The 12,849-nt window shown below is 38.6% G+C and carries 12 protein-coding genes and 1 pseudogene; 4 read left to right on the top strand and 9 right to left on the bottom strand.

All coding sequences use genetic code 11. From position 1 onward, the window contains the following. Window positions 1-131: 131 nt before the first annotated feature. Window positions 132-1,433: a polysaccharide deacetylase family protein gene (locus tag IGJ87_RS01800; RefSeq protein WP_002296829.1), complete on the top strand. Its 1,302-nt coding sequence runs from the start codon at window positions 132-134 to the stop codon at window positions 1,431-1,433. A gap of 68 nt (window positions 1,434-1,501) precedes the next feature. On the opposite strand, the gene IGJ87_RS01795 is transcribed toward IGJ87_RS01800, so the two are convergent. Continuing rightward, on the bottom strand, window positions 1,502-2,101 hold the full coding sequence (locus IGJ87_RS01795; RefSeq protein WP_002294634.1) for a TetR/AcrR family transcriptional regulator: 600 nt from the start codon (window positions 2,099-2,101) through the stop codon (window positions 1,502-1,504). Between the two features lie 253 nt (window positions 2,102-2,354). Between IGJ87_RS01795 and IGJ87_RS01790 the strand changes: the two genes are divergently transcribed. After that, window positions 2,355-3,236: an ABC transporter ATP-binding protein gene (locus IGJ87_RS01790; RefSeq protein WP_002294635.1), complete on the top strand. Its 882-nt coding sequence runs from the start codon at window positions 2,355-2,357 to the stop codon at window positions 3,234-3,236. A gap of 12 nt (window positions 3,237-3,248) precedes the next feature. Beyond that, a complete protein-coding gene (locus tag IGJ87_RS01785) occupies window positions 3,249-4,859 on the top strand; it encodes an ABC transporter permease (protein ID WP_002331316.1) in 1,611 nt (536 codons plus the stop codon). A 76-nt stretch (window positions 4,860-4,935) separates the two neighbouring features. Here IGJ87_RS01785 and IGJ87_RS01780 read toward each other — a convergent pair whose 3' ends face one another. The 5 genes from IGJ87_RS01780 to dhaM all read right to left on the bottom strand — a co-directional run bounded on the left by IGJ87_RS01780 (window position 4,936) and on the right by dhaM (window position 8,703). Next, window positions 4,936-5,595, bottom strand: a complete 660-nt coding sequence (locus tag IGJ87_RS01780; protein WP_002289290.1) for a Crp/Fnr family transcriptional regulator — start codon at window positions 5,593-5,595, stop codon at window positions 4,936-4,938. 282 nt (window positions 5,596-5,877) lie between these two features. Further along, on the bottom strand, window positions 5,878-6,543 hold the full coding sequence (locus IGJ87_RS01775) for a glucose-6-phosphate 1-dehydrogenase family protein (RefSeq protein ID WP_002289292.1): 666 nt from the start codon (window positions 6,541-6,543) through the stop codon (window positions 5,878-5,880). Window positions 6,544-6,689: 146 nt separating this feature from the next. Beyond that, window positions 6,690-7,295 carry a dihydroxyacetone kinase subunit DhaL gene (gene dhaL / locus IGJ87_RS01770; RefSeq protein WP_002317529.1) on the bottom strand — a complete coding sequence of 202 codons (606 nt, stop codon included), beginning with the start codon at window positions 7,293-7,295 and terminating at the stop codon, window positions 6,690-6,692. A gap of 27 nt (window positions 7,296-7,322) precedes the next feature. After that, window positions 7,323-8,333: a dihydroxyacetone kinase subunit DhaK gene (gene dhaK, locus IGJ87_RS01765; protein WP_002328292.1), complete on the bottom strand. Its 1,011-nt coding sequence runs from the start codon at window positions 8,331-8,333 to the stop codon at window positions 7,323-7,325. After that, window positions 8,308-8,703 (bottom strand): dihydroxyacetone kinase phosphoryl donor subunit DhaM, encoded by a 396-nt coding sequence (dhaM, locus tag IGJ87_RS01760; protein WP_002317527.1) that lies wholly within the window; start codon window positions 8,701-8,703, stop codon window positions 8,308-8,310. The genes dhaK and dhaM overlap by 26 nt, the downstream gene beginning before the upstream one ends. A 153-nt stretch (window positions 8,704-8,856) precedes the next feature. Between dhaM and IGJ87_RS01755 the strand changes: the two genes are divergently transcribed. Next, window positions 8,857-9,177: a heavy metal-binding domain-containing protein gene (locus IGJ87_RS01755; RefSeq protein WP_002289297.1), complete on the top strand. Its 321-nt coding sequence runs from the start codon at window positions 8,857-8,859 to the stop codon at window positions 9,175-9,177. Between the two features lie 111 nt (window positions 9,178-9,288). Here IGJ87_RS01755 and IGJ87_RS01750 read toward each other — a convergent pair whose 3' ends face one another. From IGJ87_RS01750 to IGJ87_RS01740, 3 genes and pseudogenes are all read right to left on the bottom strand, one after another. Next, window positions 9,289-10,146, bottom strand: a complete 858-nt coding sequence (locus IGJ87_RS01750; RefSeq protein ID WP_317911163.1) for an LPXTG cell wall anchor domain-containing protein — start codon at window positions 10,144-10,146, stop codon at window positions 9,289-9,291. A 107-nt stretch (window positions 10,147-10,253) separates the two neighbouring features. Continuing rightward, window positions 10,254-10,718 (bottom strand): annotated as a pseudogene (locus IGJ87_RS01745) (glycosyl transferase); the annotation flags it as partial. Next, complete coding sequence (locus IGJ87_RS01740; protein WP_002391084.1) at window positions 10,673-12,814, bottom strand: HelD family protein; 2,142 nt, start codon at window positions 12,812-12,814, stop codon at window positions 10,673-10,675. The gene IGJ87_RS01740 and the pseudogene IGJ87_RS01745, both read right to left, overlap by 46 nt. Window positions 12,815-12,849 lie beyond the last annotated feature (35 nt).

Genomic DNA, 12,849 nt, shown 5'->3' with positions numbered 1-12,849 from the left:
TAAAAGAAATAACTTTTTCTGTATTTTTTCTGCAATTTATCGAGAAGTCACTTTACTTTGCCTCTTATTCTTTCTTCGTTACAATAAGGAATGGGACAAGTAAAAAAATGAAAAAGCAAGGGACGAGGTATATGGAAAAAAAGCAAAAAATTATTTTAGGAGCCACTTCTGCTTTAACTATCGTTATTTTAATTCTAAGTTTGTTTTTTGTCATCCGATCATCTACAAAAAAAGAACCAATCATTCCTGAAAAAAAAATAACAGAAAAAGCAAAAGAACCGACAGATGATAAGCAACAACTAGTTACTCAAGCAAAAAATCTGGCTCAAAGCTACGATTATGACCAAGCGATTGCGTTATTGGAAAAAGATAGTAAGAACGGATCTACTGAAACACAACAGCTTCTTCAAACACTAAAAAAGGAGAAAGAACAACTGATCGACTGGTCTGATCCTACTCAGATCTCTCATGTCTTTTTCCACAGCTTGATCGTGGACCCGCAAAAAGCCTTCCACTCTCAACAGGCACAAGGATACAAAGATTATATGGTGACTGTTGAAGAATTCAACCGTTCGATCGAACAACTTTATCAAAATGATTTTGTTTTAGTTAATTTGAATGATTTGATCCAAAAAGACGAACAAGGAAATCTTTCCTTTAACGGGCTTGCGCTACCTGAAGGAAAAAAACCATTGGTTCTTTCACAAGATGATGTCAGCTATTATGAATATATGGATAATTCCGGTTTTCCTAGCCGATTGGTCGTATCAAATAACAATGAAATCAAAAATGTCTATAAAGAGAAAGATAAAGAAGAAATCGGTGACTTTGACATGGTTCCTCTGATTGATGCCTTTGTCAAGAAACATCCTGATTTTTCTTATCGAGGCGCAAAAGGTACCTTGGCCCTGACAGGTTACAACGGAGTTTTAGGTTATCGAACATCAAAATCTCAATATGGAGACAATGAAAAAACAAAAAAAGAGATTAAAGAAGCTAAAAAAGTGGCGGAACAGTTGAAGAAAGACGGCTGGAGCTTTGCTTCCCATACATGGGGTCACTTGAATATGACTCAAGCTTCACTAGAAGATGTAAAAAAAGACAATGAATTGTGGCAGCAAGAAGTTGCACCTATCCTAGGAAAAACAAATATTCTGATTTATCCATTTGGTGCAGACATCAGCGACTGGCAGCCTTATTCAGCAGAAAATCAAAAATTTGCTTACTTGAAGAGTCAAGGTTTCGATATTTTCTGTAATGTCGATGCTTCTACACCAGCTTGGGGACAATTAGGTACGGATTTCTATCGAAATGCTCGGATCAATATCGATGGCATTCGTTTTCAATCTGATTTAGACGGAAAAAATCCTATTCTTGATCCATTCATCAATGTCCATGATGTCTATGACAAAGAAGCACGCGAATCTGCTTGATTTTACGTCATTTATGAACCAAAAAAGCCGAACTGACATTTTATCGTCAGTTTCGGCTTTTTTATGCTTTATTTCTTCTTCGGTGCGATTCCCTTGATCAGGACTTCTGTCCATTCTGCTGTATATGGAAGCAGTTTTGCGTATATCTCCGGCTTAGAAATTCCTTCTACCATTGCTTGAAAATAGAGGATCAAGAACTCATCCGAATATTTCAAATCCACTTTTCCTTCTTTCCGCCCTCGATGGAAAAGATCAAGCATGATACTGAAACTTTCTTGCGTATACGCATCCATCGCGTCAGAAAATTCTTTTTTTTCTTTTTTTGTATAGTATGTCATCAAATCGATATAAAATTGTTTGTTCACTCGATTGAGATAACGGATTTTGTTTTCACTCATGGCAATCAGTGTTTCTTCAAATGGAAGATTTTCCGCAATCAACGCTTTCGCTTCTTGCCCTAAATCATTCATAAATGCAAAAAATACTTCATAAATCAGCCCTTCCTTGCTGCCAAAATATTTAAAAATCGTCGCTTTACTTACCTGAGCGTTCTCAGCTACCTTATCCATTGTCACTCCAGCGGTTCCTATGTCTGTGTTCATCAAGTCAAAAGCTGCTTGTAAAATCTCTTTCTTTTTCTCTTGTGCTCTCTTTTCAAAACCGTTCATTTGTAGAGCCTCCCGTAATTTTAAACTTTTATAATATATATAGTTCAAATTTATTCTGAGGTTTATTATAACTATCTATTGAGAAAGTATCAAGCTAGCAATTCCTTGTTTATGAATTCATTGACAGAAATTTATAAAAAGAATATTATGTACTAAAATAATAAAAAAAGTTTAATAAAAAGGTATAAAACCTTTTTATTAAACTATTTAATCTTGTTTAGTATATATTTTTAGAAAAAGGAGTGGGGTTTTTATGGCAGAAATCGTCAAAGTCACACATTTGAAAAAGAGCTTTGGTCGTTTCGAAGCTTTAAAAGATGTCTCTTTCACCGTACATTCAGGTGAAGTCGTTGGATTTATCGGACCAAATGGTTCTGGAAAATCCACGACGATTCGGACACTTTTAGGGATTATAAAAAAAGACGGCGGAACGGCAACGATTTTTGGGCAAGATGTATGGGAAGATAGTTTATCTATCCATGAACGTCTTTCTTATGTTCCAGGCGATATCTCTTTGTGGGGAAATTTGACTGGAGGAGCGATCATCGATCTCTTCATGAAGCTTCATGGAAAAGGGAGTGCTCAAAAAAAAGATGAACTGATTCAACGTTTCTCTCTTGATCCTAAGAAAAAAGCAAAAAACTATTCAAAAGGAAATCGCCAAAAAGTGGGCTTGATTGCTGCTTTGGCTGTTGATTCGGATCTCTATTTATTTGATGAGCCTACTTCTGGTTTAGATCCTTTGATGGAAACGATTTTCCAAGAAGAAGTTGAAAAATTGAAAGAACAGGGCAAATCCATCCTACTTTCTTCTCATATTCTCAGTGAAGTCGAGCGACTAGCGGATAAAGTCGTGATCATACGCGAAGGAACAGTCGTAGAAGAAGGAACACTCGATGAATTGCGTCATTTGACTCGTTCGACCATCACTATAGAAACAGAAGCAGAGAATAGTCACTTAGCACAATTGAACGGTGTCCATGACTTTGTGCAAAAAGGTCACCTCGCTCAATTTGCTGCTGATAACGAAGCTTTCGATGTGATTTTAGCTGAAGCGTCCAAATTAGGTGTGAAAAAATTTGAATCTATTCCACCGACTCTTGAGGATTTATTCATGAGACATTATGAAGGATGAGGAGGAAGCGAAATGACTGATAAATTTTCACGCTGGTCCACCCTTTTTTCTCAAAACCTTAGCCGTGACTGGAAAAAGATCCTGATATGGCTAGTCGGTGTCACTGCTTTTTCTGGTGGTTTTGTCCCTGCGTTTGAAGAATTGACTTCCGGACAAGGATTAGCTGGATTATACGAAACCTTGCAAAACCCGGCAATGATTGCAATGGTCGGACCAACTCCAGCTTCGAATGCTGCTGAGTATACTTTAGGAGCGATTTATGCAAATGAAATGTTGCTTTTTTGCAGTTTGTTTGCTGCTGTGATCTCTGTTTTACACGTGGTGAGCCAAACGAGAAAAAAAGAAGAACTTGGTCTGATTGAACTTATTCGTTCCTTTCGAGTCGGACGTCAAGCAAACTCTTTAGCTGTCATCGCTGAAAGTATTCTGATCAATTTGCTTTTAGCAATATCGATCAGCTGTACGATGATTTTTTTCCAAGCAGATTCGATCACTGCAGAAGGTGCTTGGCTTTTTGGGCTATCTGTAGGTAGTATGGGGATTTTGGGGAGTGCCGTTGCACTGTTTGCTGCACAACTGATGCCAAGTTCAGCCAGTTCGAATGGTCTGTCTTTAGCGTTTTTAGGTGGACTTTACCTTCTACGAGCAATAACAGATGTAGCTGATTCCTCCCTTTCGATGTGGAATCCTTTAGGCTGGTCTTATTTGACCTATCCATTTACAACTAACAACTGGATTCCTTTGCTTTATTTGTTTTTGTTCAGTCTAATCTTGATAATCAGTTCATTTGTTTTAGAGGAACATCGAGATTTGAACACCGGCTATATCCCCGAACGTGAAGGAAAACCGTATGCTAAACGTTCTCTTTTATCCTTGCGTGGTTTATTATTCTATCTAAATAAAGGGATGACAATCAGTTGGCTTATCACTTTTGGTTTGATGGGGGCGGCATACGGCTCTATCTACGGGAATATGCAACAGTTTTTAGAAAGTAACGACTTAATGAAACAGATGTTTATCCAATCTGGCGTCTCAATTGAAAAAAACTTTACAAGCACGATCATGGTCGTCTTGATTTGTCTAGCTGCTATTTTACCAATTGCTAGCATCAATCGTTTATTTACAGAAGAAACCCACGGACGTATGAATCAGCTGTTCGCAACAAAAATTTCTAGGAACCAACTTTATTGGACCAATATGTTACTAGCTATTCTATTTGCTATATTGGCAATCCTGATTAGTTCTGGTGCACTAGGGCTTTCTGCTTTGGCTTCGATGAAGGATGCGAAAGACATGGATCTATTGATGTTTCTTAAAGCCGGGTTCAATTTCCTGCCTGCCGTTTTAGTGTTTATCGGAATTAGTGGCTTTCTATTCGGATGGCTTCCTCGAATGGGTAAACTTGCTTATATCTACTTAGCTTACTCCTTTGCACTCAATTACTTTGGCGGAATTTTGGATTTACCAGAATGGTTTTCCAAAACAGCTGTCCCTAGCTGGGTTCCACGGATGCCAAACGATTCTTTTGATCTTTCCGTGTTCCTTATGTTATCATGTATCAGCCTTGCACTGTTCGTTCTTGGTTCTATTGGTTATAGGCGAAGAGACTTACTAGAAGGATAATAAAAAAGCATGTACAATTTCATGCTAGCCTCCAAATCTGGGTCAAAAATCCAACATTTGGAGGTCATTTTTTTATTTACAAGTCTTCTAACTGCTCTTTATCAATGATCCAGACTTCTCGATTCTTTCTTTTTACATAACCATTCTCCTCTAATAATTTAAATTTTCTAGATAAAGTTTCGGGGGTCGTACCGATAAATGCAGCAAGTTCTTTCATTTTCATTGGCAGGAAAAAGTGATCCTTCCCTGTCGCTTTAGCTAAGTCAAGCAGATAGACAGCGACTCGTTCTTCTACTTTTTCCATCATCAAAAAAGTTGTCTGCTGCTGTACTTTTGTTAACTTCTCAACGTTGATTGCTAAAAGTTTCAGACTAAGGGCGGGATAATGCAGTAAGAGTTCCGAGAAATCTTTTTGTCTCAATATGCAAATTTCCGTTTTTTCTAGTGCTTCGCCAAATAAAGACTCATTTGGAACGCCTAGCAACTGGCTCTCTCCCTCATATCCGCCCGGCTCTATTACTCGTAAAAGCTGTTCCTTTCCGCTAGCAGATAATTGATACACTTTCATACTGCCGGAGGCCACGATCACTAATTGAGGTTCTCCATTCGGCGCAAGAATCTGTTCTCCTTTTTCCACATAGTGATGTTTGACAAGTGCGTGTACTTTTTCTTGATCTTGCTGTACTAAGTGATTGAACAAAGGAACAAATGAAACACATAAATGATCATGACTCATAATCTCTCCTCCTTCTAAACAGCTATTTCTAATAAAGGAACATGGCTTGCCTTATTCCGACTGATAATTTTCTTTTATCATAGCATAAACGTCAAGCGAACCAGATACCAGCAAATAGAGTGGATTTCTTTTTGTCACTTGCTTTATTTTCCTTCTTTTGAGACCTTAAGTAATTGATTCCTATCAATTTTTTAAATATTTACTTTTTGAATAATCAAAAACAAACCTTCACTCGCAAGCCGAGAGTAAGGTTTGTTTTTCGAATTGCTTATTTCGTGTTGTCTATTGAAATTTTTCCGCACCTAGCTTTTGATATAGTGGTGCTAGTTCTTGTAAGGTTTCAGCGGTTATTTGCTCAACGTGTTCGATTTCTTGCGGATAGAAGAATAGTTTACCCATTTGAAAGGTTCGGTCTCTCATCGCTTTTTTCAACTCTTCTTGTTTCTTTGTATCGGACAAATAGTCAGACAAAGCTAAGTGGTCGTCAAGTTCATGTTCTGGTTGCGGCCATATGTAATAATCCTTGATATCGACTGTTTTGCTCCACTCTTTCAGTATCGCAAGCAACTGGTTATACGCTGCAATGCTACCATATCGTTCTTCGCTTTTATAATGTTGGTACATCAAATAGATTTGGTATTGTTTTTGATTCAACAAAACTGCTAGACAGGCATTCTCGTCTTGACGAGATTCGCTTCGGTACGCGCTCCAAAAATGACTGCGTAAATTCCAGCCATTCGTCCAGCTTTCGATTTTAGGTTTGCTCATGCCGTACATATCAGGCAAAAGTGCAGCTGTCTGGAGCTGAATCTCTTTCCATTTTTGCCAGTGTTCTTTATATTCTTTCTTGATTTGTTCGATCTTATCTGTTGGATGGCTCTCTTTGAGCTGTTTGAATGCGTAGATTGGTCGATCAAACAACTGATAATCTGATTTTCCAAGTTCCATTGTTTCGCCTCTTTCCGTTATCTTTTGTATTCTACCTGAATTTTGCGATATGGACAAATAGAGGTTGTGAAAAAGCTGTTCTGCATCAAGTCATAAGAACAGCCAAACAAAAAACTGCGATGAGCATCACCGCAGTTTTATTGAACTTAAGGTTGATTGATCACATCTAAAAGCGTTGAAAATAAAATGGCACTAGAAGCAGCTCCTGGGTCGATATGTCCGATTGCACGCTCTCCTAGATAGGAAGCTCGTCCTTTTTTAGCTACCAAGTCTTTGGTGTGTTCTTTTGCCTGGTCAATGATTTCTTTTGTTAAATTCCCTGCCTTCAATGCCTCTGTGACTGGCAGCCAAACATCTAACATCGTTTTATCGTCAGCTTCTGCCTTTCCTCGGCTTTGAATACCCGCTGTTCCCTGCTCGATCACTTCTCCTAATTTTTCTTGAGAATCAATAGAATCGACCTCTTTTGTCGCTTTCATCATGTTCATGAATGCAGATCCGTATAACGGACCAGAAGCACCACCGACTTTCGATATCATCGCCATAGAGAATACTTTGAATGTATCACTAATTGTTTCAGGATGATCGGTTTGAAAAGCTTCTTCATAAGCTGAAACCCCTCTTCCCATGTTATTTCCATGGTCTCCATCGCCAATCGGGGTATCTAGATCACTGAGATATTGTTTGTTCTGATTGATTGCCTCTGCAAATTGCGTGAGCCATTCTTGGATTTCTTGAACGGTTAGTTTCATATTATCACCCTTTTATCTTGAGATTTTTTACCATGAAATCGTCTGTACATTGCTTTCTAAAGAATCTTTCCATTGTGTCCCTGTCAAGTCGATCAGTGTCAGAGAAAGACCTTGCATGTCTAGTGAAGTCATGAAATTACCGACTTTTCGGAAAACTACATTGACTCCTCTTTCTTCCAACAAAGCTAAAACATCATTCATGAACACGAACTGTTCCATCAAAGGCGTCCCGCCCATTCCGTTGACTAGTACACCTGCTTCTTTTGGTAAATTCGAGTAATCATCTAAAATCTTAGTAACAAGTTCCTTTGCCAGTACTTTAGAAGGCTGCATCTTTTCTCGACGATAGCCTGGCTCACCATGGATACCAACACCGTACTCAATCTCATCTTCTCCCAGTTCGAATCCTGGTTTCCCTACTTCTGGTACAGTTGCTGCTCGAAGCGCTACACCGATCGTCTTAGTTGCCTGTACCACCTTTTCTCCCAGTTCTTTCAACTCTGCTAGGGAAGCACCGTTTCTTGCTGCATCGCCCACGATTTTGTGTACAAGGACAGTACCTGCGACTCCGCGTTTTCCGGCAGTATACGTACTATTTTCAACGGCGATATCATCATCTACGATCACACTTTCTACTTCAATATCGTCCATAGCAGCTAATTCCTTTGCCATATCGAAGTTCAATGCATCCCCTGTATAATTCTTAACGATCAGTAAAACTCCTTTTCCACTATCCGCTTCCTTAATAGCCGTCTGAATCTGATCTGGAGTTGGAGAAGTAAACACATCACCAAGCACCGCTGCACTTAACATCCCTTCCCCTACAAACCCGGCATGGGATGGTTCATGTCCGCTTCCTCCACCAGAAACCAAACCAACTTGTTCCGCTTTCTGATTCTTGGCTACAACACGGGAAGATTCTACACGATGAACAAGTTCTGGATAGCTTTTTACTAATCCTTCCAGCATTTCTTCGACAATATTGCTTGGATCATTCATGATTTTTTTCAATTTATTCCCATCCTTTCTTTCCGGCATTTTGTGCTTCTGTTAAGATTTGCTGAGTATCATCCGTTATACCGGCAGTGATGGCTGCTGCAAAAGCTCCTTCCACTAAAGGCGCATCCACCAGATGATAACGTTGCTGCTGTTCTTCTTCCAACATGTCTTTTGCCAGTTCCGAATTCAATACCGCGCTGCCAATATCCGCAAAAACAAAATAACTAGCTGCATCACTTGATTCATTGACTGCTTCTACGATTTTCATCGGGTCTGATCCGATCTCGCCACTTATTCCGCCGAGAGAAAAAATTTGCACCTCTTCGGATTTTTGCATCTGCTCAATCATTTCTTTAATACCATCTGTTACTTTTTGACTATGAGAAATAAGCAAAATACTTTTTTTCACAAGAATCTTCCTTTCTTTTACATAGTTGCTAACGATTGGTTTCGCTTTCATTAATGAACAATTCAAGTATATAATAAATTTCTAATTTTGGGAAAATATGTGTAGTGCTTCTTGAAGTTTGTTATACTTTAATTAAAAGAGAGGAGTGATCGAATGATTACAACAACAACGAACAGTGTAGAGGGAAAAGCCGTAGTAGCTTATAAAGGGATCGTTTTTGGTGAGGTCATTACTGGGATCCATGCATTTAAAGACTTGGAGGCGGGATTGCGAAATATCTTTGGCGGCCGCTCAAAAAGCTATGAAAACGAACTAATGGGTGCAAGAGAAGAAGCACTTGCCGAAATGGCTGAACGTGCAAAAGCATTAGGAGCTGATGCGATCATTGGCGTAAAAATGGACTATGAAGTATTAGGCAGCGACAATGGCATGCTGATGGTCACATGTAGTGGAACAGCTGTCTCCACGAGATAAGTAGGGGACATCTGTTTTAATAACTAAAGAGAGATGGGACATGTAGTGGCACTCAAGAATTAGATTTTTCAGTCTAACTTCGAGGTACTCTACCTTCCCATCCTCTCTTTTTTATTTCTTTTTGCGGATGATTCCGTAAGCTGCTGCAACTAATACACCCGCCCCTGCTAAGGAATAACTGACAGAAGCTGTTTTTTCATTTGTTTTTGGCAAAGTCTGACTTGTTGATTTGGATGGCTCTGTCGTTTGCTGAACGGTTTCTGTCGGGCTTCCAGAGGCCACTGATTTTTCTCCTGCCGAATGCAAAATATCTTTTATGCGTTGGAAACTAGCTGCTAAGTCAGCTTTTTTTGCTTCAAAATCATTAGCAACTGTTTGTGCTTCGCTGATCTTTCCGTGGATTGCTTGACTGGCCGCTGTGATATCCGCTTGAGTTTGACTTAGCTTTCCAGAAGCTGTTTGAGCAACCTGATTTAATTGCTGATTGAATTCTTTTGCTTGTTGGATCTTCCCGTCAAGATCTGTTTGGACAGCTTCCGCTTTTGCTTTCGCTTCGGCAAGCTTTTTCTCAAGTTGTGCACGGTCATTTCCCACTTTATTTTTAAGATTAGCTAAATCTTGATCGATTGCTGCTTGGTCTTCTTTCAATTTGTTTTTTGCAGCTTCTAATGCTTCTTCGAGTTCTTTTCTTTTATTTTCCAAGTCTTGCAAATGATCGATTTGGTCAGAAGAGGTAGAACTATTTATTGATGTATCTTCTGAAGATGAAATCGTTTCTCCTGAATTATCTATCGGTACATTGGAAGTCGTTTCTGTTTCCGAGGCACCGTTTTCAGCATCAGAAGAGCTTATAGTTGTTGAAGGTTCTGTTTGAGCAGGTTCAGAAGTTTCCGCAAAAGCTGTCTGTCCCAATAAGAAAATACTGGAAACAGCAATTGGCCAGATTAACGGCTTCATTCTTTTTTTCATCACTTTTCCCATCCTTACTACTTTTTAACTAATTTCTTATTATAAGCAAAAATGTTTGGAAGAACCATAAACACAACAGGCTGTTTGTCTAAAAAACGGTGCATCTTTTATTTTTTTGTACGTTCCGGGCTTTTCCATGTCCCGCTTCCATAACCTAAAATCGTTTTGACTGCTGGAATGAAAGTCGTCACGATCGTTATCGCGTTCACTATCCAGAACAAAAGCATATATAGTGGTGCGAAAAGAAGGTATTTCAATTTTCTTCGTCGATCATCTACAATCAGCGAAGCTAGCAACTGGAAAAATCCTGCGACCATTTCAAAGCAGATGAACACAAAACTGAATGTAAAAGTAATATAAATCTGTTCGTAGTTTCCTTGATATACATAATGCCCGATTAATCCAGCAAAAAGAACTACGGAAATACAAAAGAATATTGACCAGACAATACTCAATGTTTGATCAATGAAGATGATCGTTCTTCCAATATGTTTAAAAGGATGGAGCATCACTTTTTTGAAATTCGTCAGCCAGACTTCTGTTCCACCTTTTGCCCAATGCTTTTCATTCCTCTAGATATCGCCGTGTACATTTGTCTGCGTCTTCTTTGCTCATCTCCATCGTTTTCAAATGGATATAAGATTACATGATCAAATTCCAGTCCTTTTGCTAGACTCAAAGGAATGATTTGGCAGTTTTCTAATCCATATGAATTTTTTTTAATCGATTCTTGTAGCGTTTGGGTTTCCTCTTCTGTTTGGGTGATAACTGCCGCTTTTTCTCCTTTTAGAGAAACCAAAATCTCAGCTAGTATTTTCAACAATTCTTCAGAGGATCGAAAAGAGCGGTATTCGGGTTCTTTTCCTTGCGGTCGGATCGATACGATGTCGATCTTCTCTTGATCCATAGCATAGGTTTTGAAAAGCTCTGTGATTGCTCCGCTAGAACGGTAACTATTTCTAAGATCATACCGATGGATCGGCAGATGGTAGTCGTCGAAACAACGCATAATATCAGCAAAAGTAGTGGAAGAATTAAAGATTGCCTGATTCTCGTCACCTACTAAAGTAAAGTGAGTTTTTGGAAATAATTCGATCAATAGACCTAATTGTGCCAGGGTATAATCTTGTACTTCATCAATCAATAGATAGCGAAATGCTGGTACATTTACCTTTTCAACAAGTAAATGACGAATAGCTAATATAATGACTGCTTCATCAACAGTACGTGTGGGTTGCCAAGCATAAGCTGAGCCATATCGTTTTTCATAAATTCTTTCAAACAACTGATGCTCATCCACCCATGCCATTTCTTCGATTTGTCTGGTTATTTTTCGATATTTTTTTTGTAAAAGTTTCCTTGCATAAGCTGCAATACTTTGTTCCGAATCATCAGAAATCAATTTACCGAATAATTCCAACTGCCTATCTTCTGTCAACGAGAGTACCTGATTCTGCACAGCAGGACTTTTTGCTTGTTTCAAAAGATGATTCTTCCATTCGCTCATCAGTGCCTTTTTCGTTGCTTGAAGCCTATCGATCAATTTAGGATGAGCAGGAACTTTCTCATATATTTTTTCGATCGTTTTTTTAGAAAGGACTGTTTTTCCATTTTTAGTAAGTCCACGGATAAAATTCGGATGATCTAAAAACAAAGGATCTGATTGTTTTAGATTATCGATAAACTTTTTGCTACGCAAACGTTCTGTCTGCTCCGATACATTTTCTCCCGTGATACGTTTGAAATAAGCCTCTTCACCTTCTATTTCCTCTGCTGAAAGCTGTGAAACCAGCTGTATGATGGTTAGATTCAGTGGATTTCTTTCACCTAATGATGGTAGGACATTCGAAATATAGTCGATAAACCGATGATTAGGTGATAGAATCAGCAAGTCATCAGATGTCATCGTATCTCGATATAAATAGAACAGATACGCAATACGCTGCATGATAGCAGAGGTTTTACCACTTCCTGCTACGCCATTTACCAAGATATTTTGACTTTTCACATCCCGAATGATTGTGTTTTGTTCCGATTGGATCGTAGCTGTGATAGCCTTCATTTCATTGGTCTCATCTTGGCCTAAGACTTCTAATAATACGTCATCTTGAATAGCTACAGACGTATCAAAAAACTTGACCAAACGATCTCTTTCCAAAAGAAATTGTCGTCTTTCTTTGATAACCGTATCGATTTTATTTTGCCGAACCGTATAAGAAGACGGACCAATCATGTTATTGTAAAAAAGTTCGGCAATTGGTGAACGCCAATCATAAACAAGATTTTCATCTGCATCATCTGTGAAATTTGCTGTACCGATATAAAAGGATTCTTTTGGCTCATTATCCAGAAAGTCTACAACGACTTTTCCAAAGTAGGGACTTTTCAATAAACGTTCGATCTTTGCTAGCTGATTTTCTGCGTTTTTCTGTTTGATATTCATCTGATCGATTTCTCTATTTTTCATTTCAATCATCGAAAAAGTATCCAGGTTATCTAAGTAACTGTCAAAATTCAATCGAAGCTCGCCAGCCATTTCTTTCAACGACTGGTTTCCTTCTATTTTTGCCGTATCCATCGATTCACGCAGTTCGTTTTTTTTATCAATTAGCTTTTGATACACGTTCTTCAGATATGCTTCTTCTAACTGCTTTTGTGTGTTGACCATACACATTCTCCTCTTTTTTTAAAGTGGTGGAACCG

The sequence above is a fragment of the Enterococcus sp. DIV1411a genome (assembly GCF_050531945.1).
GTDB lineage: Bacteria > Bacillota > Bacilli > Lactobacillales > Enterococcaceae > Enterococcus_B > Enterococcus_B faecium.
This window is presented reverse-complemented; position numbering and strand designations above follow the sequence as displayed.